Below are 22606 nucleotides of genomic sequence, written 5' to 3'. Positions count from 1 at the left end.
CAGCCACCGAGGCCAGGTCTTGAGTAGTCCACCCGACATGTCGAATGTTCTGCGTTAATTCAGGGTTTCAAAAGTCTATGGCCAGTCAATCCTTTCCACCTCTGTTTGTTGCGCCTACGCGTCCCTACTACATTCTCGCTCCAGACTATCGCCGCAATTCGGCAGGCATTCGTGTGATGCACATGCTCTGTCATCTGCTCAATCGGTGCGGTCAGGATGCCTATATGTACCCCGCTCAGACCAATCCGCTGTGGCATACGCCGCTGTTGACGGGGGACTTAGAGCAGCAACATGCACAGGCGGGGCGCCGGCCGATCGTCGTGTACCCTGAAGTGGTTCGGGGCAATCCTGCCAATGCACAATCGGTGGTGCGCTATCTTCTGAACCTGCCGGGCCTGCTTGGCGGTGATACAGAGTTCGCAAGCACGGACTTGATTTTTGCCTATACGCAGAATTTGTTGCCGGAGGGCGAGAGTCCGGATCACATCATGTTCATGCCGCCCATCGATACCTCGATTTACAACAACCTGGCCAATCCCTATGACCGGCAACGCAAGGGGTGGTTGTTGTATCCGGGGCGACATGTCGATGCCCTGAAGGAACACCCTGAACTTGCCGCAAAGTGTACCGTCATTACCGGTGAGTGGCCTGCCACTCCGCAGGAAATGGCCGAGCTTTTCCGAAGGAGCGAGCGGGTCTATTGCTTCGCGTCCACGGCCATTGCCCTGGAGGCGATATTGTGTGGCTGCCCTGCTGTTGTCTTGAAGTCGCCGTTCTTTGACGGTGTTCCTCTTGGAATCGAAGAGTTCGGGACGCATGGGTTGGCATTCGAAGATACGCCAGCGGCGATTGAGCACGCGCTGGCTGGGATTCCCATCGTCGAGGAAAAATATGCGGCCTTGCAGAATCGCTTTTGGCAGCAGCTGGGTACATTCATCGAGAAGACTCAGGCGATGCCCAGTGCGACCTGGGGGTTAGAGAGTCCAAAGACGGGTGGGGCAGAATCCGCTGAGCAACAGCGCATTCGGGAACGTAGCCAGTCCATTGAGCATTGGTTGCGGCAACGTTTTCCCACCGAAGGGCAAGCGGAACTGATGGCTCGGCGCCTTGAGGAGCGCAGGTATGATTTGCCGCGCTTCAATTTCCTCATTGTGCCGGATGGGCAACCCGCCAACACCGAGGCCACACGGCAGAGTCTGCAAACGCAAGGTTATCAATTCATCAACATCCATGTTGCCATGGATGCAGAGGCTGCAACGCTCAATGATCTGGCTTGGCAAATAGTCGACGGCCAATGGCTATGTTTTGTGCGTGCAGGCACTACATTCACTCCGTTCGGGTTGTTTGTACTGGCACTGGAGTTGCTCGATGCGCCAGGTGTCCGGGCGGTGTATGCGGACGAGATCGTCCGCGGGCCGACAGGAGCGCTGGACACCCTGCTGCGTCCTGATTTCAATCTCGACATGTTCCTGTCCTGTCCGGCGAACATGGCACGTCACTGGTTCTATCGTCGGGATGTTTTTCTGGATGCGGGCGGACTCGACCCGGAATGCGCCGGGGCCGTTGAGTTCGGGTTGCTGTTGCGGCTGATCGAAGAGTCTGACGGGCTGGATGGGTTGGCACATATTAGTGAGCCTGTGTGTATCAGTGCCGCGACCGATCTGGTTCACAACCCCCAGGAACAGGCTGTTCTGGAACGGCATCTGCACCAGCGCGGCTATCTCCAGGCCCGGGTCCAGATGCATCGGCCAGGTATTCATCGCATCCACTACGGCCATTTGGATACACCGTTGGTGTCGATTGTCATTGCCGTCAGGGGGCGAGGTGACCAGGTACGCAGTTGTGCCACGTCCCTGATGGAAAAAACCACCTACCAACACTACGAAATCCTATTGCTGGACAACGGCAGCACTGACCCTGCCACCCGTGCCTGGCTTGACGGTATGGCAGCGCTGGAGGCATCGGGTATCTGCGTGCTGCGCTATCCGTCCGACTTCGATTACGGCGCCATCAACAATATGGCGGCTCGTCATGCTCGTGGCGATTATCTGGTGTTGTTGCATTGCGATACCGTAATTGTCCAGGACGACTGGCTGGATGCGTTGCTCAACCACGCACAGCGTCCGGAAGTGGGTGTCGTGGGGGCTAAGCTGCTGCACCCCAACGGCACGGTCGAACATGCAGGCGTGGTGCTGGGGTTGGGTAGTCCGGCCGGTTCGGCATTTGCTGGTCACGCAGACAATGGCGGCTACATGCAGCGTCTGGAAATGGATCAGAACTACAGTGCTGTTTCTGGAGCCTGTCTGATGATTCGCCGAACGCTTTATGAATCGTTGGGTGGCATGGACATGCCACAGTTGAAAGACGAGTACGCAGACATCGACCTGTGCCTTAAGGCGGGCCAGTCGGGCTATCTCACGGTTTGGACGCCGCACGCCGTTGTGCTGAAGGAGCGTGGTGCCGTTCAGGAGGAGTCCACGCCCACGCATCAAGAGGCTAGCACTGCGGAACAGGACGCGATGTACCGCAAGTGGCTACCACTCATTGCCCGTGACCCGGCCTATAACCGGAATTTGTCTCTCCAGGGAGCGGGGTTCGAGTTGGAAGCTGATTCGGCGCTGACCTGGAACCCGCTTGCATGGCGGCCGTTGCCAGTGGTGCTGGCGATGCCCAATGGTCTCGAAAGGAGCAGCGGGTATGGCCGCATCATCGACCCGGCGCTGTCCATGAATATCGGTGGAGTGGCCGATGTGCGCCTGAGCTTGCGCGACTACCTGCCTGCGGAGCTGGAGCGACTTCAGCCGAATGCCTGGGTGTTGCAGGAGCAGATCACTGACTCGCGAATTGAATCGTTACGGCGTAGTGCGCAGTTCTCGAGTGTGTTCAAAGTGGCAGAGGTGGGCTCCTACCTTCCTGCAATACCCGAGGGTCATGTACTTCATGCCAGCGTGCCTGGAGATCTCCAAACCGCGTTGCAACGCTTTGTGAGGCTAGCTGATCGGCTGGTGGTGCCCACTGAAGCCTTGGCCGAAGTGCTACGTGGTTCGAACCAGGATATCCGTGTGCTACCAGATCGCCTGCATCCAGCTCGCTGGGGGGCATTGGAGCGCCACCGGACTATGGGGGGGCGTCCTCGCGTGGGTTGGGTTGGCGACTTCAGTGATCCAGATGTACAGGCGCTGATGATTGATGTCGTCGAGGCATTGGCCGGTGAAGTGGACTGGGTATGCCTCGGTAAGTGCCCGGAGCCGATGCGCGCCTACGTTGGCGAACTGCACGACCCGGTGCCGTTCGACCAATACCCGCAGAAGCTGGCGTCACTGCACCTCGATCTGGCCCTTGCTCCGTTGGGGCACGGCCTGTTCGACGCATGCAAAAGCAATGTGCGACTGCTGGAATACGCGGCCTGCGGTTATCCCGTGGTGTGCAGTGATGTGCAGCCCTATCAGGGCTTGCCTGTGACCCGTGTCAAAAATATCGCTAGGGATTGGCAGAGCGCGATCCGTATGCACGTTGCTGATCTCGATGCCACTGCCAGGTGCGCGGATGTACTGCGTGAAACGGTACTGAGCCAGTGGATGCTGGATGAGCGGTATGTGGAGCAGTGGTTGAAGGTGTGGCTTCCTGATTGAGGCTAGTGCCGGAGCAGTGGTAGAGGCGTTTTACCGAACATTCATACAGCGCACTCGGGATAGACATGCAGCCATTGCTGCGGCCTGAAATGCGGATTTGTGGCAGCCAGGGCCAGAACCTGCCCTGGCGCCAATTTCAATTGAGCAAGGCAAAAGAGCACGGAGTATTCAATGAAAACCATCAGCCAGCGTGACAAAGATTTATTTGAAAACCTGTTCGTTCTGGAACTTGCCAACAATCACTGGGGCAGGTTGGAGCGCGGGCTGAAAATTATCCGTGATCATGGTGCGATTGCGCGCTTCAACAACGTCAAGGCGGCCATCAAGCTGCAGTTCCGAGATGTCGATGAGTTCATTCATCCTGATTTCAAGGGCAATTCTGAACTGCGCTACATCAAGAAAACCGAAGACACCAAGCTCAGCAAGGCTGAATTTGCGCGAATGGTCGAGGAAATCAGGAGCCTGAGTTGCATTCCCATGGCCACGCCGTTCGACGAGGCATCTGTTGATCTGTGCGTTGAGTTCGACATGCCAATCCTCAAGATCGCCAGTTCCGACATGAACGACTGGCCGCTGATCGAGAAAATTGCTTCCACGCGGCGCCCAACCATCATTTCCACAGGCGGTGCATCGGAAAAGGATTTGGATGACATTGTTCACTTCTTTGAAAAGCGTGATATCCCGTTGTCCATCAATCACTGCGTTTCGCTCTACCCCAGCGAGGATGACGAATTGCATCTCGATCAGATCGACTACCTGCGCAATCGCTACCCGGGTCACGTCATTGGATTGTCCACTCACGAGTACCATGACTGGCACTCGTCCATGTTGATCTCGTACGGAAAGGGTGTCCGTACCTGGGAAAGACACATCGACATCCAATACGAAGGAGTGCCCGTTTCCAACTATTGCTCGCTGCCTGAGCAGTGCGACGCCTGGTACAAAGCTTTCCACAAGGCCAAAGAAATGTGCGGTGGTGTCAGCGCCAGTCGACGCATCATCTCGCGCAAGGAAACCGAATACCTCAATGCCTTGGTGCGCGGCGCCTACGCCCGCCGTGATTTGGAGCCTGGCTATGTTCTGGGTAGGGATGATTTCGAGAAAGATTTTTACCTCGCGATTCCCTTGCACAAGGGGCAATTGTCTTGTCGCGAGGTGATGAATGGTGAACGGCTGCTGCAGCAGATCAAGGCCAACGAACGTCTGACCATTGAGCATATTGACGGCCCTTACAGCGAAAGTCCCGCCCTCAAAAATCTCATCCTGAGCCGGGGGCTCTGACCATGAAGCGTGTTGCCGAGCAAATCGCACAATGGCTGGTACAGCAAGGGGTCGAGCAGGTTTTCACTGTCACGGGCGGTGGCGCCATGTTCCTCAATCAGGCGCTTGGGGGGCATGACAGTCTGCGTTGCACTTTCATGCACCATGAGCAGGCTTGTGCGATGGCTGCCGAAGGCTACGCGCGCATTACCGGAAAACCGGCGGTGGTGATGCTGACCACGGGGCCGGGATCTATCAATGCGCTCAACGGTGTGCATGGTGCGTTCACTGATTCCATCCCGATGATCGTCCTCTCAGGACAGATCAAGCGAGAAACCTGCACCTCATTCCATGATGTGCCTGGGCTGCGGCAACTGGGCGATCAGGAAGGCCCGACCATCGCGATGGCCAGTCCGGTCTGCAAGTATGCGCAGTTGGTGCGCTCGGAAAAAGACCTGGAAGTGATGTTACCCAAGGCCTATGCCGAGGCAGTGGGTGGCCGCCCTGGCCCTGTCTGGCTCGACATTCCTCTGGATATCCAGCAATCCACGACTGCCATTACCATACCCGCACCTTCCTTGCCCGAGCCTCAAGCGCCCGAAGGACTGCGCGCTGCCTGCCAGGAAATCGCCGGCAAGCTGCTGCACTCGCATCGCCCCTTGATCCTGGGGGGGACGGGGGTGCGGCTTTCGCGCACCGAGAAGCGACTCCTGGCGCTAATCGAGCGCTACCGTATTCCACTGGCCACCGCCTGGACGCACGATCTGATTGCTTCGAATCATCCCCTGTTCGCCGGTCGGCCTGGGACCATAGGTACTCGAGCGGGCAATCTCTGCTTGCAAGCTGCCGACTTCGTCCTCGTATTGGGTTCCCGGTTGAACGTCCGTCAGACCAGCTACAACTGGCACGCCTTCGCCAAGCACGCGTGGATCGCGCAAGTGGATATCGATGCGGCCGAGTTGGCCAAGCCCACCCTTCAGCCGCACTTGGGGGTGGCTGCCGATCTGGGTGAATTTCTCGATGTTCTGGAACAAGAGCTGGCGCGCGCGTGCCTTCCTGATTTCGGGGCCTGGGTAGAGTGGTGCCAGCGCATCGGCGCCACTTATCGTGCTTCGGCGGAGCATCGCCAGGTAGCAGGCGCTGCGCTTAACCCCTACGTGATGGTCGAACGCATCTTCGCGCAGATGCGCCCTGATGACATTGTTGTGTGCGGCAACGCATCTGCCTGCATTTTGCCGTTCCAGGTCGGCAGCCTGCAGAAAGACCAACGCTTGTTCAGCAACTCAGGCTCTGCCTCCATGGGCTACGACCTGCCTGCTGCCATTGGCGCTGCCACAGCCGCTCGAGCGCAGGGTTCCCGGCGCGTGATCTGCTTTGCGGGGGACGGCAGCCTGCAAATGAACATCCAGGAATTGCAGACGCTGAAAACCATCGGCGTCAATGTGATCGTGATCGTGCTCAACAACCGCGGTTATCTGTCCATCTGGCAGACCCACGAAAACTTCTTTGGCCGGGTCATTGGCGCGACGCCGGAGTCGGGGGTGGAGTTTCCCGACTTTACCGCCGTGGCCCGTGCCTATGGGTTGCGTGCCGAGTCCATCGCCTCGGAAGAGGATCTGCACAGATTCGATAGCTTGCTGGAAACCGACGGGCCGCTGCTGATCGATCTGCATGTCGATCCACGGCAAGAGTTCGTGCCACGCATCAAGTCCCGTGTTGATGCGCAAGGTGCTTTCGTCACCCCGGAGCTTGACGACATGCACCCGTTCCTGGACCAGGCCGTGTTGGAACAGATCCGCAGTGAGGCTTTGGCGATACGTGCACTTGCGCAAGCAGCAAACGGCTCAGGAGCCCATGGCAATGGCTGAAAAGACATACAGCTGCGCTGATTTTCTTTCCCTGCGTGACCAGGCAATTGCCTTGCCGGGCGTTCACATCGAGGCAGGCCGGCACATCTGGATTTTTGGCGCCGGGAATTTTGGCCGCAGCCTTGCAACGGCCATGCAGGCGCAGGGAATTGTTGTTGAAGGTTTTGTCGAAACGTCTCCTGGCGTTACGTCAGTCCTTGATTTGCCAGTGTTGAACTGGAGCCAGCTTGCGAGTGAACATCCACAGGCGCAACTCGCTCTTGGTATCTTCAATCGTGACACCCCTTACGATGAGTTGCTGGGCCTCGTAGCCGGTGCTGGCTTTGCTCCGCCATTGATGCCGTGGATGCTCTATGAGCAATTTTCCCAAGCGCTGGGGTGGCGCTTCTGGTTGGGCGCTCGCTCATTTCTTCTGGAGGCGATGGATAGAATTGCCAGCGTTGCCGATGCATTGGCCGATCAGGAAAGCAGGAAGATACTGTATCGCATGTGCGCTTTTCGCCTTGGCCTGGATATGGAGTACTCCAGCTTTCTGTCCAATGAAACCAGGTATATCAATGAGCTGACTTTGCCCGCCTTGCAGGGGCGCGACATTACTTATGTGGATTGCGGCGCCTACGATGGCGATAGCTATGAAGAGTTGATTGCGCAACCGCAGATCTCTTGCAAGCAGGCTTTTCTGCTAGAGCCCGATCCGCAAAACTTTGCTCGCCTGGTTAGCCAGGTGGCGCTAAAGCAAACCCATGCGGTGTGCTTGCCGATTGCGGCCGCCGAGACCTATAGCATCCTGACATTCAATGCCGGACAGGGCGAAGCCTGCTCCATTAGTCTTGAGGGGGCTGGAACATCCATTGCAGCTGTGGCGCTGGATCAATTGTTGCCCTGTATGCCCGTTGATCTCATCAAGCTCGACGTGGAAGGTGCTGAAGCCCAGGTATTGCGTGGTGCCGAACAGATCATTCGACGTAGTCACCCGGTGCTGATCGTATCGCTCTACCATAACCCGCAGGACCTTTGGGCGTTGCCGGAGTTGCTTTTCGATCTCTGCCCCAATTACCGGTTTTATATCCGGCAGCATTCTCCTAACACGTTCGAATCCGTGTTGTACGCTGTGCCCAACCAATGAAACTGCTGCTGACTGGGGGGACAGGTTTCTTTGGGCGGGCGCTGCTGCGGCATTGGTTGGCATCCGCCGAAGTGGGCGAACAAGTGCCTGCGGTCACCGTGCTGAGCCGGTCACCGCAGGGTTTCCTGGCGCGGTACCCCGAGTTTGCAGGCCAGCCGTGGCTGCGCCTGCACCAGGGAGACATCCTGGAACCGGCTTCACTACCCAGCGCGGGCGGGTTTACCCATGTACTTCACGCCGCTGCGGATTCTACGGCAGGTCCTCAACTCAGCCCGCTGCAGCGGTATACCCAGATCGTTGACGGTACCCGTCACCTGCTGGACTATGCCGCTGCCCATCGAATCCCCCGCTTTCTGCTGACCAGCTCCGGTGGTGTCTATGGCCCCCAGCCACCGCGTATGGAGGTGATCTGCGAGAGTTATAACGCCATGCCGGACCCGCTCAATGCAGCGCATGCCTACAGCGTCGCCAAACGCTGTGCCGAGCATCTGTGCGCTTTGTACCAGCAGCAGTATGGCCTTCAGGTTGTTATTGCTCGTTGTTTCGCCTTCATCGGCCGAGACCTGCCACTGGATGCGCATTTCGCTATTGGCAACTTCATCCGAGATGCTCTTAGTGCACCCGCTATCAACGTGAGTGGGGACGGGGCGCCCGTGCGTTCTTATATGGATCAACGCGACCTTGCGCACTGGCTCGACGTCCTTCTGCGCAAAGGACTGCCCGGGCAGGCGTACAACGTTGGCTCGGATGCGGCCATCACAATTGGCGAGCTCGCGCATTTGGTGCGCGAAACATTGGCACCGCACAAACCTGTATACATTGCCTGCGGCGCGGCAGCGGCGGGGAGTTTTCGCAACCGCTACGTACCCTCCACCCATAAAGCTCGCAGCGAGCTGGGTCTGGGTCTGCAATACACGTTGACGCAATCGATTCGATGCGCTGCCGAGCAAGCAGGGGGCATTGGCTGACTCGTCGCCGTCGATACTTTTTCACTGCGCTTGGGAATTCCATCTTTCATTCGGTGTTTGTCAGGAAATAAACATGATCAACGACTTTCCGTCCTCACTGCAGCGTGAACATGTCGCAACGCAGTGTGTCTGCTGTGGCAGCACGGCGTTGCAAAAGTCCCCGGCCATTCTCATGCCGTTTGTGTCACACCGGGCGCTGGGTTGGCCGCCTGCAGTTATCGACGCCGAATGGGGGTTGCAAACCATTGCTCAAGGCATGGCATATTGCGTGTGTAATACGCTTCACTGCGTGCGCTGCGCGTTTCTATTTCTTGATATCCGCTTCAGTGATCGCGAGATGCAGCAGTTGTACGATGGCTATTATGGTGAGGAATATGCGGCGCTGCGCGAGCATTATGAGCCTGGGTTTTGCGAGCGGAACAAAGCACTGTCAGCGCCAAGTGAGTTGCTTGAGCTGACAAGGGATTTCATTCTTCAACAGGCGACGCCGACCCGCATCCTGGATTGGGGTGGGGGAGATGGCACGAATACCCCGTTCAAGGGGCAAGGGTACGAGACGGATATCTTCGACATCGACAAAAAGCCAACCGTGCCGGGCACACGTGGCGTGTCGAAGGCAGAGATCAGCATGTCCATCTACGACTTGATTGTCTGTCGCCATGTTCTTGAGCATGTTCCCTATCCGTCGGATGCGCTAGGGGAAATACATCAATGTATGCGTGATGACACCCTGCTTTACGTCGAGGTGCCGCATGAAGCGCTGATGGTGGGCAATGACGATCTCTCAGCCGAGCATAAGCGGCACTGGCATGAGCACATCAACTTCTTTTCTATTGCGGCCCTGAACAGCTTATTTGGTGTCTGTGGGTTTACGGTCTTGAATATTCAGTCAACGCCGATTGTGAAAGATGCAAGGTTGAGTTCCGCATCCCGCATTCTTCAGGCAGTGGTGAAAAAAACCAAGCCAACCGAGCTTGCTGGGATGAGTGCTATCAAGTAGCCAGTACTCGTCGAGCCAGGCACGTCCGGCTCGATGCCATCATGCGCAATGGTCAGATAGAGGGGAAGAAAACGGGCGTGACGTTGCGGCGTCCGGCACTTTGGCCTTATAACCGTGACTTAGCAGTCGCAAAGTGCATCTCTAATCTATTGAGTCAGCGGGCAGCCACGTCGACGAGGCTTGCCAGGCCTGCGCAACAGGGCCTGATTCCGCAATATCCGCTATGTCTACCGGGAAGCGACAATGATTGGCATTAAAAGCATCGCCAGTTACGTACCTGCGAAGGGGGTCGACAACTACGCCCAAGGTGCGAAATTCGGCAAGGATCAAGAATTCATCTTCGGCAAGATCGGTTCCACGTTCTTGCCGCGCAAGGACGCTGCCCAAGAAACCTCCGATCTGTGTGTCGAGGCAGCTAAAGCGTTGTTTGCTGCCAACCCATCGCTGGACATGTCGTCAATCGATGCGCTGATCGTCGTCACCCAGAATGGCGATGCCGAAGGGCTGCCGCACACCGCGGCCATCGTTCAGCAAAAGCTCGGCCTGCCGACCCATATTGCCGCGTTCGATATCTCGCTGGGCTGCTCTGGTTATGTGTACGGCATCTACGCGATGAAGGGTTTCATGGAGGCTGCGGGCTTGAAAAATGGCCTGCTGATCACGGCCGACCCTTATTCTAAGATCGTTGATCCCGAAGACCGTAACACCACTATGTTGTTCGGTGATGCCGCCACTGCGACCTGGATGGGGGAGGGCGCGCCTTGGCAACTGGGCAAGTCGCTGTTTGGCAGCGATGGAGCGGGGGCGGAGCACCTGCGTACGACCGAGGGCAAATTCTTCATGAACGGTCGCCAAGTCTACAACTTCGCACTGGTCAAGGTGCCGGCGCACCTGCAGCAACTGCTCGAAGCGAGCAAGCTGCAGCCTGAGGAAATCGACCTTTATTGCCTGCATCAGGGTAGCGCGGCGATTGTCGATGCAGTGTCCCAACGCTTCAATGAAGGAAAGCAGCGGGAAAAATTCGTCAAGGACATGGTGGAGACCGGTAATACCGTGTCATCCAGCATCCCGTTGCTGCTAGAGAAGCATGTGCTGGGCTCGCAGTGCCGGCGTGTCGCCCTGAGTGGTTTTGGCGTGGGCCTGTCGTGGGGTTCGGCGATCATCGAGCGACGCGACTGATAGGGATACTCAAAAAAGAACGCCGCCGTTTCCCGGGCGGCGTTTTTGTTTGTACTCATCTGCAGGTCCTCTCCTGTAGGGGTGCCGGATGGCTGTTTTTTCTTGACATCAAGCCCTTAAATTAAGGGGGCTGGCAGGATGCCAGTAATTTTTTTTGAAAATCCCCTAAAGCAACCCGCCCTGACGACGATAACTACTACGAAGGTTCTCTGTGCCACCCTCGGCGAATTGCCAAGGCCGGAAGCCGTAGTACCCAATCCAACGAGGAATTCGTCATGGCTTTGACCGTTAACACCAACACCACCTCTCTGGGCGTTCAGAAAAACCTGAACCGTGCTTCCGATGCACTGAGCACCTCGATGACCCGTCTGTCTTCCGGCCTGAAAATCAACAGCGCCAAAGACGACGCCGCAGGCCTGCAGATCGCTACCCGCATGACCTCGCAGATCCGTGGTCAGACCATGGCGATCAAGAACGCCAACGACGGTATCTCGATTGCCCAGACCGCTGAAGGCGCGATGCAAGAGCAGACCAACATTCTGCAGCGTATGCGTGAACTGGCTGTTCAATCGCGAAACGACTCCAACAGCTCGAACGACCGTGACGCTCTGAACAAAGAGTTCCAGTCGATGGCTGCGGAACTGACCCGTATCGCTCAGTCCACTCAGCTCAACGGCAAGAACCTGCTTGACGGTTCGGCCAGCACCATGACCTTCCAGGTTGGTTCCAATACTGGCGGCATGAACCAGATCGATATCGACCTGAGCGCCAAGTTCACCGCCAGCGACCTGGGTATCACCAGCACCATCACCATCACTGGTGCTACCAGCTCCGCCGCCGAAGCTAGCTTCAGCGCCGCTGTTTCGGCCATCGACAACGCTCTGCAGAAGATCAACACCAGCCGTGCTGACCTCGGTGCTGCACAAAACCGTCTGACCAGCACCATCAACAACCTGCAGAACATCAACGAAAACGCCGAAGCCGCTCGTGGCCGTGTACAGGACACCGACTTCGCTGCTGAAACTGCCCAGCTGACCAAGCAGCAGACTCTGCAACAAGCTTCGACTTCGATTCTGTCCCAGGCCAACCAGCTGCCATCCGCAGTACTGAAACTGCTTCAGTAATAGCCTGATGGTTATCGGCGGGGGAGTGCAGCTGTTGCGCTCCTCCGCCTTTTGCATTGAGAGGTGGTAGACATGGATATGAGCGTCAAGCTGAACTTGTCTTATCCGGTCGTGCGTCCGGTCGAGCAGGCCACCGACAAGTCGGCAGTCCTGGCGGTTCAGGCGGCTACTGAAGCCCGGGAGCCCTCGCGGGAAAAAACGTCTGAAGCTGAACAAGTGAAAATTGCGGTCAAGGAAATCGAGAAATTTCTCGCCTCGAACCGCCGCAACCTCGAATTTTCCACGGATGAAGAGTCCGGCAGAATTGTCGTCAAAGTTATCGCCAGCGAAACTGGGGAGTTGATTCGCCAGTTGCCCTCGGAAGAGGCCCTGCGTATAGCTCACAGCCTGAGTGACGTGAGCAGCCTGCTGTTCGACGCCAAGGTCTGATACCTTAAGATTCAAATGTTCGCTAGAGTGGTCGGCTAGGGAGCTGCGCAACGGAGAGGAATTTACTCATGGCAAGCCCAATTGTAGCGAGCATCGGCACTGGATCCGGCATGGATATCGGTGCCGTCGTCAAGGTACTGGTCGAGTCTGATACCGGCGCCAAGGCGAATCAGATTGCACGCCAGACCGCCAACAACTCGGCGATGATCTCTGGTGTTGCCTCGCTCAAGAGTGCCCTGTCGACCTATCAGGCCGCCTTGGGTAAGCTCAACAACAAGGATGCACCGTCATTCCTCGCATTCGCTGCAACCAGCGGCAATGAGAAGGTGGTCACCGCAACCGCAAACAACACCGCCGTGGCGGGTAGCTATCAGGTCGAGGTGCTCAAGCTAGCTACTTCCTCGCGAGTAGGTAGCAAGGTGTTCTCTGGCTCGGACGCACCTATCTCTGCTGGTACTCTGGCTATTTCTCAGAACGGCAAGACTTACAATGTTGAAGTGGGCGCCAATGCCACCCTGCAATCTGTGCGGGACAGCATCAACAGCACCTTGGGCAAGGATGGCATAACCGCCAACATCATCAACGATGGCAATGGTTCGCGCCTGGTGTTTGGTTCGACCACTACGGGGGCGGGCTCGGATATTTCCGTGGCTGGCATTCCGGAGTTGACCATCAGCAGTGGTGTAGCCATGTCCGGCAGTGCTGCTGGCCGTATCGGTGACCTGGCTATTGATGCTCAGGTCAAGATTGACGGTATGGCCGTTACCAGCAAGTCCAACACGCTGGACAAGACCATCAGTGGCCTGAGTCTGGAGCTCAAGGCTGAAGGTGAAAAGTCTACTGTAACCGTCGGTCTTAACAGTGATGGCTTGAAGGCTGATGTGCAGTCCTTCGTCGATGCTTACAACAATCTGGTCAAGACCGTAAACAGCCTGACCTCGACCAGCAAGGATGAAAACGATAATACCGTTCTGGGGCCGCTTACAGGCGATCCGACTACGCGCTCACTGTTGGCTGCGCTACGCTCTGAGCTCGCGATTGCACAGACCGGTGGCGGCTTGACCTCGCTGAGCCAGTTGGGGATCAACACGGCTAAAGACGGCACGCTCGAATTCAACGACACTAAGTTCAAGGCGGCGTTGAATGACAAGAAGCTGGGTAGTGAAGTGCAGGCCTTGTTTACCAGTGATGATGGTGTTATCGCGCGGATGAACAAGGCGATTGAGCCTTTTCTGCAGACCGGCGGCTCACTCGACAAGCGCAACGACATGCTCAATCGTTCGCAGCGCGATTTGGCATCGCAGCAGCAGGCGCTGGACTTTCGAATTGAAAGTCTCACCACCTCGTTAACCAAGAAATACATCGCAATGGATGTCGCTGTCGGCAAACTCAAATCTCAGGCTGACAGCATCACGTCGTTGTTCAGTGCGATGGAAGCGCAGAAGAAGAACTCCTGATCGGTTAATCCTTTAAAGTCCGGCGATACCTCAGGGGTGTCCCGGGCTTTTTGCATTGTGTCTAAAGTTTTTTGACGCCCAGGCGATACAAGCGGTATACGAAACCTTTTAGTTGTGACGAGGTAGAACATGAATCCGATGTTGGCTCTTCGCCAGTACCAGAAAGTCAACGGCGTGGCCCAGACCTCCGTGGCCAGCCCGCATCGCTTGGTTCAGATGCTGATGCAGGGCGGACTCGATCGCATCGCTCAGGCCAAAGGCGCTATGGCGCGTAACGACATCGCCCAGCGCGGCATCCTGATCGGCAAGGCCATCGGTATTGTCGGCGGCCTGCGCGAAGGTCTGGATCTGGAAAATCATGCGGACTCGCTGACCGAGCTGGATAACCTGTACTCCTACATGAGCAAACGCCTGGTCGAAGCCAACGTGCAAAACGATCCGGAGATCCTCAATGAGGTGGCCCGCTTGCTGATTACCGTCAAGGAAGGCTGGGACGCGATTGGCGATCAATCCGCCGACGTCTAGGAGGTTGTGATGAGTGTCGTGCTCGAACGTATCGAACAAACCCGCGAAGCATTGCTGGGGGCCCTGGCCAGTCGCGACTGGGAGGCGATCAGCGAGCTCGACGTCAGCTGTCGGTTGTGTGTCGATGATGTGCTGGCCGAGGCATCGGTCAACGAAGCGGTGTTGCGCAGCAGTCTTGAGGAGCTGCTCGGGGTCTATCGGCAACTAATTGAGGTTGCAAGTGACGAGCGTCAATCTTTAGTTGATGAGATGACGCAGATCCGGCATGCCAAAAACGCGGCAAAGGTATACCATTTGTTCAGCTGAAGCTGGGCAAAACCAAAACAGGGCGCCATAAATTTGACTCTGTACGGTTTTTTGACTTAACTAGTAGCTGTTTTCATATTTCAGACGTCCGAACACTGACCGTTCAGTCGGAATGATGTCGAGCTTGCCCTCACTAGGGCGCCGAGATGACTAGGGAAGTTGCTATTGCATGTGGCGTGAAACCAAAATTCTGCTGATCGATGACGATAGCGTTCGCCGCCGCGATTTGGCGGTGGTGTTGAATTTTCTTGGCGAAGAAAATCTCACCTGTTCAAGCCATGACTGGCAGCAGGCCGTTGAGTCGTTGTCATCCAGTCGTGAAGTACTCTGTGTCCTGATCGGGACCGTAAATGCTCCGGCAAGTCTCGTGAGCCTGCTTAAGACAGTGGCGGCATGGGATGAGTTCCTTCCGGTTCTGCATTTAGGTGAAATTTCTTCTGCAGAGCTGCCGGACGAGCTGCGCCGACGTATTCTTTCCAACCTTGAGATGCCGCCGAGCTATAGCAAGCTGCTCGATTCGCTGCACCGTGCCCAGGTCTATCGCGAGATGTATGACCAGGCCCGCGAGCGCGGTCGCCAGCGTGAGCCGAACCTGTTCCGCAGTCTGGTGGGTACCAGTCGTGCCATCCAGCATGTGCGCCAGATGATGCAGCAGGTGGCTGATACCGACGCCAGTGTGTTGATCCTCGGCGAGTCGGGCACTGGCAAGGAAGTGGTTGCGCGTAACTTGCATTACCATTCCAAGCGCCGTGAAGCGCCGTTCGTGCCCGTCAACTGTGGGGCGATCCCGGCCGAGTTGCTGGAAAGTGAACTGTTCGGTCATGAGAAGGGCGCCTTTACCGGTGCCATCACTAGTCGAGCTGGGCGTTTCGAGCTGGCCAATGGCGGTACGCTGTTCCTCGACGAAATCGGCGACATGCCACTGCCGATGCAGGTCAAGCTGCTGCGCGTGCTGCAAGAGCGGACCTTCGAGCGAGTGGGTAGCAACAAAACCCAGGGTATCGACGTGCGCATCATCGCCGCGACTCACAAGAACCTGGAAAGCATGATCGAAGCGGGCACGTTCCGCGAAGACCTGTACTACCGCCTCAACGTCTTCCCTATTGAGATGGCCCCGCTGCGTGAGCGCGTCGAGGACATCCCGCTGCTGATGAACGAACTGATCTCGCGCATGGAACACGAAAAGCGTGGTTCGATCCGTTTCAACTCGGCGGCGATCATGTCTCTGTGTCGGCATGGCTGGCCAGGCAACGTGCGTGAACTGGCCAACTTGGTTGAGCGCATGGCGATCATGCACCCTTACGGTGTAATTGGCGTCTCGGAGCTGCCGAAGAAGTTCCGTTACGTTGATGACGAAGACGAGCAGTTGGTCGACAGCCTGCGTTCCGACCTGGAAGAGCGTGTGGCCATCAATGGCAGCTCGCCGAGCTTTGCCACTCACGCCATGCTTCCGGCCGAAGGCCTGGACCTCAAGGATTACCTGGGTGGTTTGGAGCAGGGTCTGATCCAGCAGGCGCTGGATGATGCTAACGGTATCGTCGCCCGCGCCGCCGAACGGTTGCGCATTCGCCGCACGACCCTGGTGGAAAAAATGCGCAAGTACGGCATGAGCCGTCGCGATGGAGAAGAACAGGCGGAGGATTGACGCCGATCGGCTATGGCGGAGCGCAAGGATGCTCCCGTCATGGTTAATATCCCTACCTTTTAAAGGGCTGTAACGCCCGTCCCATCGGCCTTTACCGCCGCTTTTCGACGCCCCTTACCACGCCCTTGAATCTATCCGGCACGGCTATTGCTATATCGCAGGCAACATACCGTTTTATGACGGTCAGCCACGCGAGAGAGCACGATGCCCCAGGCCGCCACCATCTCCTGTGCCCCTGAACCGAAGGGGCGCAATGCCACCGAACAGGAAAGCCGACTCGGTGTTGAGCAGGCCTTTGCGCTGTTCGATCAGGTGTCCAGTCAGCTCAGTGAGTCTTACAACTTGCTCGAAGCTCGGGTCACTGAACTCAAGGGTGAGCTGGCGGTAGTCAGTGCCCAGCGCATGGCTGAACTTGCCGAGAAGGAGCGCCTGGCCAATCGCCTGCAGAACCTGCTTGACCTGTTGCCGGGCGGGGTCATCGTCATCGATGGTCAGGGCCGTGTACGTGAGGCCAATCCAGCGGCCTGCGATTTGCTCGGCGAGCCGTTGGTGGGCGAGCTGTGGCGTCAGGTCATCGCGCGTAGCTTCGCGCCGCGCGAGGACGACGGTCACGAGGTGTCGTTGCGCGATGGGCGGCGGCTGTCAATTGCTACTCGCTCGCTGGATGCTGAGCCGGGCCAGTTGGTGCTGCTTAATGACCTGACCGAAACCCGTCACTTGCAGGGCCAGCTGGCGCGCCATGAGCGCCTGTCGTCTTTGGGGCGGATGGTCGCTTCACTGGCCCATCAGATTCGTACACCGTTGTCGGCCGCCTTGCTCTACGCCAGTCACCTGGCTGAGCAGAGCTTGCCGCTGGAAACCCAGCAGCGCTTTGCCGGCAGCCTCAAGGAGCGTCTACATGAGCTCGAGCACCAGGTGCGCGACATGCTGGTGTTTGCCCGTGGCGAGCTGCCGTTAACCGACCGAGTCACGCCCAAGGCCCTGTTCCAGTCACTGCAGCAAGCGGCCCAGGCCCATGTCCAAGGGCACGCGGTGCGCTGGCAGTGCGACAGTCACCTCGGTGAGTTGCTGTGTAATCGCGACACTCTGGTCGGTGCCTTGCTCAACCTGATTGAAAATGCCCTGCAGGCCAGTGGCGAGCCTGCGCGCCTGAAGGTGCACCTGTACCGCCGCGGGGCGGTGTTGCGCCTGTGTGTCAGTGACGCAGGGGCGGGGATCGACAGTACCTTGTTGGCGCGCCTGGGTGAGCCGTTCCTCACCACCAAGGCCACGGGCACCGGTCTCGGTCTGGCGGTGGTCAAGGCGGTGGCGCGGGCCCACCAAGGCACTTTGGAGATACGTTCGCGACCGGGTCGTGGTACGTGCGCAGTGGTTACGCTGCCGTTGATTGATGCGCGCAACATGGAGATAGAGCAATGAAGGCAATCAAGGTGCTGCTGGTCGAGGACGATCGGGCACTGCGTCAGGCCTTGGGCGATACCCTCGAGCTGGGCGGTTTTGATTATCTTGCGGTCGGTTCGGCCGAAGAGGCGCTGGAGGCGGTAGCACAAGACGCTTTCAGTCTGGTGGTCAGCGACGTCAACATGCCGGGGATGGACGGGCATCAGTTACTGGGCTTGTTGCGTGCCCGACAGCCGCAACTGCCGGTATTGCTGATGACCGCTCACGCTGCCGTCGAGCGCGCCGTCGAGGCCATGCGCCAGGGGGCGGTGGATTACCTGGTCAAGCCGTTTGAGCCGCGGGCCTTGCTGGATCTGGTCGCGCGTCATGCTTTGGGGGTAGTGGCAGGCGTGGCTGATGAGGGGCCTGTGGCCTGCGAGCCTGCCAGTGCGCAGTTGCTCGAGCTGGCGGCGCGTGTGGCGCGCAGTGATTCGACGGTGTTGATTTCCGGCGAGTCAGGGACTGGCAAAGAAGTCCTGGCGCGGTTCATTCATCAGCAATCGACGCGGGTCAACCAGCCGTTCGTGGCGATCAACTGCGCGGCGATTCCGGACAACATGCTTGAGGCGACCTTGTTCGGTCACGAGAAGGGGTCGTTCACCGGGGCTATCGCTGCCCAGGCGGGCAAGTTCGAGCAGGCGCACGGCGGCACCTTGTTGCTCGATGAGATTTCCGAAATGCCCTTGGGGTTACAGGCCAAGCTGCTGCGGGTTTTGCAGGAGCGGGAAGTGGAGCGGGTTGGTGGGCGTAAGCCGATTGCCCTGGATATCCGTGTCGTCGCCACCACCAACCGGGACCTGGCCGGTGAGGTGGCGGCCGGGCGTTTCCGTGAAGACCTGTTCTATCGCCTGTCGGTGTTCCCTTTGGCCTGGCAGCCACTGCGTGAACGCAGTGCCGATATTCTGCCGTTGGCTGAGCGACTGCTGGCCCGTCACGTCAATAAAATGAAGCATGCGCCAGTGCGCCTGTCGCTTGACGCCAAGGCTTGCCTGCAAGGGTATGCCTGGCCGGGTAATGTGCGTGAGCTGGATAACGCCATTCAACGAGCCTTGATCCTGCAGCAGGGCGGGGTGATCGAGGCGGCAGATTTTTGTCTGGCGGGCGCTATGCCGATGTTCACTACTGCGCCGGTACAAGCGCCGCCGCCACAGCCGGAGGGCGAGGCGCTGGGTGGCCTGGGTGATGACATGCGCCGTCATGAGTTCCAGATGATCATCGATACCCTGCGCGCCGAGCGCGGGCGTCGCAAAGAGGCCGCCGAGCGTTTGGGTATCAGCCCGCGGACCCTGCGTTACAAGCTGGCGCAGATGCGTGATGCCGGAATGGACGTTGAGGCCAGTCTGTACGCCAGTTGAAGGGTTGAATATTCGCGTTTTTGTACGGCGATGACGCAGAGCTGGCACTTTTGTTGCTATGTCCTGCGTATCCGCTGCGTGAGTGTCAAAAAAATGCGGGCCGTCGGAGAGAGAAGTACATGAGCCAAGGTGTTGAGTTTAATCGATTGATGTTGGACATGCGGGCCATGCAAATGGACGCTATGTCTATGCCCAAAGCGGCAGCCGCGCCTGAGCTGGGCTCGAGCAATTTTGCCGACATGCTGGGGCAGGCCATCAATAAGGTCAGCGACACCCAGCAGGCTTCCACGCAGTTGTCCAACGCCTTCGAGATTGGCAAGAGCGGCGTGGACCTGACCGACGTGATGATTGCCTCGCAGAAGGCCTCCGTATCGTTTCAAGCCTTGACCCAGGTGCGCAACAAACTGGTCCAGGCCTATCAAGACATCATGCAGATGCCGGTATAAGGGCGAGATTGAGTCATGGCCGAAGCAGTCGTCGATAACGTGCCCGCCAAAGGCAGCGCCTCAGCGCCCAAGCCGCCGTTGTTCGGCATGTCATTCCTGGAAAACATCTCGCAGATGCCCATGTTGCGTCAGGTGGGCCTGCTGGTCGGCCTTGCTGCGAGTGTGGCGATTGGTTTTGCCGTGGTGCTCTGGTCGCAACAGCCAGACTACCGGCCGCTGTACGGCAGCCTGGCCGGCATGGACACCAAGCAGGTCATGGACACCCTGGCCGCTGCCGATATCCCCTACAACGTCGAGCCCAACTCCGGCGCCTTGCTGGTCAAGGCCGATGACCTTTCCCGTGCCCGGCTGAAACTCGCCGCTGCCGGTGTGGCGCCGAGCGACGGCAATGTTGGCTTTGAGATTCTCGATAAAGAACAAGGCCTGGGCACCAGTCAGTTCATGGAGGCCACTCGTTATCGCCGTGGCCTCGAAGGCGAACTGGCGCGTACTGTCTCCAGCCTGAATAACGTTAAAGCTGCGCGGGTGCACCTGGCGATTCCGAAAAGTTCGGTGTTCGTCCGTGACGAGCGTCGGCCGAGCGCCTCGGTACTGGTCGAGTTGTATCCGGGCCGTGCGCTGGAAGCCGGTCAGGTAATGGCCATCGTCAACCTGGTGGCAACCAGTGTGCCGGAACTGGACAAGTCGCAGGTTACCGTGGTCGACCAGAAGGGCAATCTGCTGTCCGAGCAGCTCGCCAGCTCCGAACTGACCATGGCCGGTAAACAGTTCGACTACAGCCGCCGGATGGAAGGCATGCTCACTCAGCGTGTGCACAACATCCTCCAACCAGTGCTGGGTAATGATCGCTACAAGGCCGAAGTGTCGGCCGACGTGGATTTCAGTGCCGTCGAGTCCACCTCTGAACAGTTCAACCCTGATCAGCCGGCACTGCGCAGTGAGCAGTCTGTTAATGAACAGCGTTCCAGCAGCATGGGGCCGCAAGGTGTGCCAGGTGCCTTGAGCAATCAGCCGCCTGCTCCGGCGTCCGCGCCGCAAACCACTGGCGGCACGCCGGGGGCCACGGCTGCCATTCAACCTGGTCAGCCACTGCTTGATGCCAACGGCCAGCAGATCATGGACCCGGCCACCGGTCAGCCGATGCTTGCGCCTTATCCTGCCGACAAACGCCAGCAGTCGACCAAGAACTTCGAGCTGGATCGCTCCATCAGCCACACCCGTCAGCAGCAGGGGCGTCTGAACCGGCTGTCGGTTGCCGTGGTGGTCGATGATCAGGTCAAGATTGATCCGGCCACGGGCGACAGCACCCGTGCACCGTGGGGTGCTGAGGACCTGGCACGCTTTACCCGCCTGGTTCAGGACGCGGTGGGCTTCGACGCCAGCCGTGGCGACAGTGTCAGTGTAATCAACGTACCGTTTGCCGCTGATCGCGGTGAGGTGATCGCCGAGATTCCGTTCTACTCGCAGCCGTGGTTCTGGGACATCATCAAGCAGGTCATGGGTGTGCTGTTCATCCTTGTGCTGGTGTTCGGCGTGCTGCGCCCGGTACTCAACAACATCACCGGCCATGGCAAGCAAAACGCCGGTGCCGATGGCGACATGGAACTGGGCGGTATGCTCGGTCTGGATGGCGAGTTGGCCAACGACCGCGTGAGCCTGGGTGGTCCGCAAAGCATTCTGCTGCCGAGCCCGAGCGAGGGCTACGATGCACAGCTCAACGCAATCAAGAGCCTGGTGGCCGAAGACCCGGGTCGTGTGGCCCAGGTCGTGAAAGAGTGGATCAACGCCGATGAGTGATAACCGAGCCCTTACCGCCAAACTGACCCGGGTCGACAAAGCCGCGATCCTGCTCTTGTCCCTGGGTGAAACCGATGCTGCGCAGGTGTTGCGGCACATGGGGCCCAAGGAGGTACAGCGAGTTGGCGTGGCCATGGCGCAGATGGGCAACGTCCATCGCGAGCAGGTCGAGCAGGTGATGAGTGAGTTCGTCGAGATTGTTGGCGATCAGACCAGCCTGGGTGTCGGCTCCGATGGCTACATCCGCAAGATGCTCACCCAGGCGCTGGGTGAAGACAAGGCCAACGGCTTGATCGACCGCATTTTGCTCGGTGGCAACACCAGCGGCCTGGACAGCCTCAAATGGATGGAGCCGCGTGCCGTGGCTGACGTCATCCGGTACGAGCACCCACAGATTCAGGCCATCGTCGTGGCTTATCTGGACCCTGATCAGGCCGGTGAAGTGCTGGGCAACTTTGACCACAAGGTACGCCTGGACATCATCCTGCGCGTCTCCTCACTCAACACCGTGCAGCCGGCGGCGCTCAAGGAACTCAACCAGATCCTCGAGAAGCAGTTCTCCGGCAACTCCAACGCGGCGCGTACCACCCTGGGTGGTATCAAGCGTGCTGCCGATATCATGAACTTCCTCGACAGCTCTGTGGAAGGTCAGCTGATGGACGCGATTCGCGACATCGATGGCGATCTGTCCGAGCAAATCGAAGACTTGATGTTCGTCTTCAACAACCTCGCTGATGTTGATGATCGTGGCATTCAGGCGCTGCTGCGCGAAGTGTCTTCCGATGTGCTGGTGGTATCGCTCAAAGGTGCCGACGAGAAGGTCAAGGAGAAGATCTTCAAGAACATGTCCAAGCGTGCCTCCGAGTTGCTGCGCGACGACCTCGAGGCCAAGGGCCCAGTGCGTGTCAGCGATGTCGAGACGGCGCAAAAGGAAATCCTCACCATCGCCCGCCGTATGGCCGAAGCCGGAGAAATCGTGCTCGGTGGCAAGGGCGGCGAAGAGATGATCTAAGCGGGTCTTATCGCTGGCTGCGGTTCCAAAAAACTGT

Annotated in this window: 18 protein-coding genes; all 18 read left to right on the top strand. The window is 58.1% G+C overall.

Annotated features, from left to right (window positions below; genetic code table 11):
- The first annotated feature begins 77 nt into the window (after positions 1 to 77).
- The 18 genes from CX511_RS18735 to fliG all read left to right on the top strand — a co-directional run bounded on the left by CX511_RS18735 (position 78) and on the right by fliG (position 22569).
- A complete protein-coding gene (locus tag CX511_RS18735) occupies positions 78 to 3632 on the top strand; it encodes a glycosyltransferase (protein ID WP_101293434.1) in 3555 nt (1184 codons plus the stop codon).
- Between the two features lie 171 nt (positions 3633 to 3803).
- Positions 3804 to 4913, top strand: coding sequence for an N-acetylneuraminate synthase family protein (locus CX511_RS18730; RefSeq protein ID WP_101293433.1), 1110 nt, complete (start codon positions 3804 to 3806; stop codon positions 4911 to 4913).
- Between the two features lie 2 nt (positions 4914 to 4915).
- Positions 4916 to 6760: a thiamine pyrophosphate-binding protein gene (locus tag CX511_RS18725; protein WP_101293432.1), complete on the top strand. Its 1845-nt coding sequence runs from the start codon at positions 4916 to 4918 to the stop codon at positions 6758 to 6760.
- The gene (locus CX511_RS18720) at positions 6753 to 7886 is read left to right on the top strand and encodes an FkbM family methyltransferase (protein WP_101293431.1); all 1134 of its coding nucleotides are present in this window, start codon (positions 6753 to 6755) and stop codon (positions 7884 to 7886) included. Before CX511_RS18725 ends, CX511_RS18720 begins: the two co-directional genes overlap by 8 nt.
- The gene (locus CX511_RS18715) at positions 7883 to 8854 is read left to right on the top strand and encodes an NAD-dependent epimerase/dehydratase family protein (protein WP_101293430.1); all 972 of its coding nucleotides are present in this window, start codon (positions 7883 to 7885) and stop codon (positions 8852 to 8854) included. The genes CX511_RS18720 and CX511_RS18715 overlap by 4 nt, the downstream gene beginning before the upstream one ends.
- Positions 8855 to 8927: 73 nt before the next feature.
- A complete protein-coding gene (locus CX511_RS18710; RefSeq protein ID WP_101293429.1) occupies positions 8928 to 9854 on the top strand; it encodes a class I SAM-dependent methyltransferase in 927 nt (308 codons plus the stop codon).
- A gap of 243 nt (positions 9855 to 10097) precedes the next feature.
- The gene (locus CX511_RS18705) at positions 10098 to 11033 is read left to right on the top strand and encodes a ketoacyl-ACP synthase III (RefSeq protein WP_101293428.1); all 936 of its coding nucleotides are present in this window, start codon (positions 10098 to 10100) and stop codon (positions 11031 to 11033) included.
- 275 nt (positions 11034 to 11308) lie between these two features.
- A complete protein-coding gene (locus CX511_RS18700; RefSeq protein ID WP_101293427.1) occupies positions 11309 to 12157 on the top strand; it encodes a flagellin domain-containing protein in 849 nt (282 codons plus the stop codon).
- A 72-nt stretch (positions 12158 to 12229) separates the two neighbouring features.
- Positions 12230 to 12586 (top strand): flagellar protein FlaG, encoded by a 357-nt coding sequence (locus CX511_RS18695; RefSeq protein ID WP_101293426.1) that lies wholly within the window; start codon positions 12230 to 12232, stop codon positions 12584 to 12586.
- A gap of 68 nt (positions 12587 to 12654) precedes the next feature.
- Positions 12655 to 14043: a flagellar filament capping protein FliD gene (gene fliD / locus CX511_RS18690; protein ID WP_101293425.1), complete on the top strand. Its 1389-nt coding sequence runs from the start codon at positions 12655 to 12657 to the stop codon at positions 14041 to 14043.
- A gap of 129 nt (positions 14044 to 14172) precedes the next feature.
- Positions 14173 to 14568, top strand: coding sequence for a flagellar export chaperone FliS (fliS, locus tag CX511_RS18685; protein ID WP_045189069.1), 396 nt, complete (start codon positions 14173 to 14175; stop codon positions 14566 to 14568).
- Between the two features lie 9 nt (positions 14569 to 14577).
- Positions 14578 to 14874 (top strand): flagellar protein FliT, encoded by a 297-nt coding sequence (gene fliT / locus CX511_RS18680; protein ID WP_045189066.1) that lies wholly within the window; start codon positions 14578 to 14580, stop codon positions 14872 to 14874.
- Positions 14875 to 15043: 169 nt separating this feature from the next.
- Positions 15044 to 16519 carry a transcriptional regulator FleQ gene (fleQ, locus tag CX511_RS18675; RefSeq protein WP_045189064.1) on the top strand — a complete coding sequence of 492 codons (1476 nt, stop codon included), beginning with the start codon at positions 15044 to 15046 and terminating at the stop codon, positions 16517 to 16519.
- Positions 16520 to 16723: 204 nt separating this feature from the next.
- The gene (locus CX511_RS18670; protein WP_101293424.1) at positions 16724 to 17938 is read left to right on the top strand and encodes a sensor histidine kinase; all 1215 of its coding nucleotides are present in this window, start codon (positions 16724 to 16726) and stop codon (positions 17936 to 17938) included.
- The gene (locus CX511_RS18665; protein WP_045189060.1) at positions 17935 to 19314 is read left to right on the top strand and encodes a sigma-54-dependent transcriptional regulator; all 1380 of its coding nucleotides are present in this window, start codon (positions 17935 to 17937) and stop codon (positions 19312 to 19314) included. The genes CX511_RS18670 and CX511_RS18665 overlap by 4 nt, the downstream gene beginning before the upstream one ends.
- 119 nt (positions 19315 to 19433) lie before the next feature.
- A complete protein-coding gene (gene fliE, locus CX511_RS18660; protein ID WP_045189058.1) occupies positions 19434 to 19760 on the top strand; it encodes a flagellar hook-basal body complex protein FliE in 327 nt (108 codons plus the stop codon).
- Between the two features lie 15 nt (positions 19761 to 19775).
- Complete coding sequence (gene fliF, locus CX511_RS18655) at positions 19776 to 21557, top strand: flagellar basal-body MS-ring/collar protein FliF (RefSeq protein WP_101293423.1); 1782 nt, start codon at positions 19776 to 19778, stop codon at positions 21555 to 21557.
- The gene (gene fliG, locus CX511_RS18650) at positions 21550 to 22569 is read left to right on the top strand and encodes a flagellar motor switch protein FliG (RefSeq protein WP_045189054.1); all 1020 of its coding nucleotides are present in this window, start codon (positions 21550 to 21552) and stop codon (positions 22567 to 22569) included. The genes fliF and fliG overlap by 8 nt, the downstream gene beginning before the upstream one ends.
- The last annotated feature ends 37 nt before the right edge of the window (positions 22570 to 22606 follow it).

Source organism: Pseudomonas sp. S06B 330, from assembly GCF_002845275.2.
Classification (GTDB): domain Bacteria; phylum Pseudomonadota; class Gammaproteobacteria; order Pseudomonadales; family Pseudomonadaceae; genus Aquipseudomonas.
Note: the sequence above shows the minus strand (reverse complement) of the source record. Positions and strands in the feature narration are given on the sequence as shown.

Bases quoted from the DNA above. Each gene is read 5' to 3' on its own strand.
- CX511_RS18710 (WP_101293429.1), top strand. From the start codon at position 8,928: ATGATCAACGACTTTCCGTCCTCACTGCAGCGTGAACATGTCGCAACG.
- fliT (WP_045189066.1), top strand. From the start codon at position 14,578: ATGAGTGTCGTGCTCGAACGTATCGAACAAACCCGCGAAGCATTGCTG.
- CX511_RS18715 (WP_101293430.1), top strand. From the start codon at position 7,883: ATGAAACTGCTGCTGACTGGGGGGACAGGTTTCTTTGGGCGGGCGCTG.
- CX511_RS18705 (WP_101293428.1), top strand. From the start codon at position 10,098: ATGATTGGCATTAAAAGCATCGCCAGTTACGTACCTGCGAAGGGGGTC.
- fliG (WP_045189054.1), top strand. From the start codon at position 21,550: ATGAGTGATAACCGAGCCCTTACCGCCAAACTGACCCGGGTCGACAAA.
- CX511_RS18665 (WP_045189060.1), top strand. From the start codon at position 17,935: ATGAAGGCAATCAAGGTGCTGCTGGTCGAGGACGATCGGGCACTGCGT.
- CX511_RS18725 (WP_101293432.1), top strand. From the start codon at position 4,916: ATGAAGCGTGTTGCCGAGCAAATCGCACAATGGCTGGTACAGCAAGGG.
- CX511_RS18720 (WP_101293431.1), top strand. From the start codon at position 6,753: ATGGCTGAAAAGACATACAGCTGCGCTGATTTTCTTTCCCTGCGTGAC.
- CX511_RS18700 (WP_101293427.1), top strand. From the start codon at position 11,309: ATGGCTTTGACCGTTAACACCAACACCACCTCTCTGGGCGTTCAGAAA.
- CX511_RS18735 (WP_101293434.1), top strand. From the start codon at position 78: ATGGCCAGTCAATCCTTTCCACCTCTGTTTGTTGCGCCTACGCGTCCC.
- fliS (WP_045189069.1), top strand. From the start codon at position 14,173: ATGAATCCGATGTTGGCTCTTCGCCAGTACCAGAAAGTCAACGGCGTG.
- fliD (WP_101293425.1), top strand. From the start codon at position 12,655: ATGGCAAGCCCAATTGTAGCGAGCATCGGCACTGGATCCGGCATGGAT.
- fliE (WP_045189058.1), top strand. From the start codon at position 19,434: ATGAGCCAAGGTGTTGAGTTTAATCGATTGATGTTGGACATGCGGGCC.
- CX511_RS18730 (WP_101293433.1), top strand. From the start codon at position 3,804: ATGAAAACCATCAGCCAGCGTGACAAAGATTTATTTGAAAACCTGTTC.
- fleQ (WP_045189064.1), top strand. From the start codon at position 15,044: ATGTGGCGTGAAACCAAAATTCTGCTGATCGATGACGATAGCGTTCGC.
- fliF (WP_101293423.1), top strand. From the start codon at position 19,776: ATGGCCGAAGCAGTCGTCGATAACGTGCCCGCCAAAGGCAGCGCCTCA.
- CX511_RS18695 (WP_101293426.1), top strand. From the start codon at position 12,230: ATGGATATGAGCGTCAAGCTGAACTTGTCTTATCCGGTCGTGCGTCCG.
- CX511_RS18670 (WP_101293424.1), top strand. From the start codon at position 16,724: ATGCCCCAGGCCGCCACCATCTCCTGTGCCCCTGAACCGAAGGGGCGC.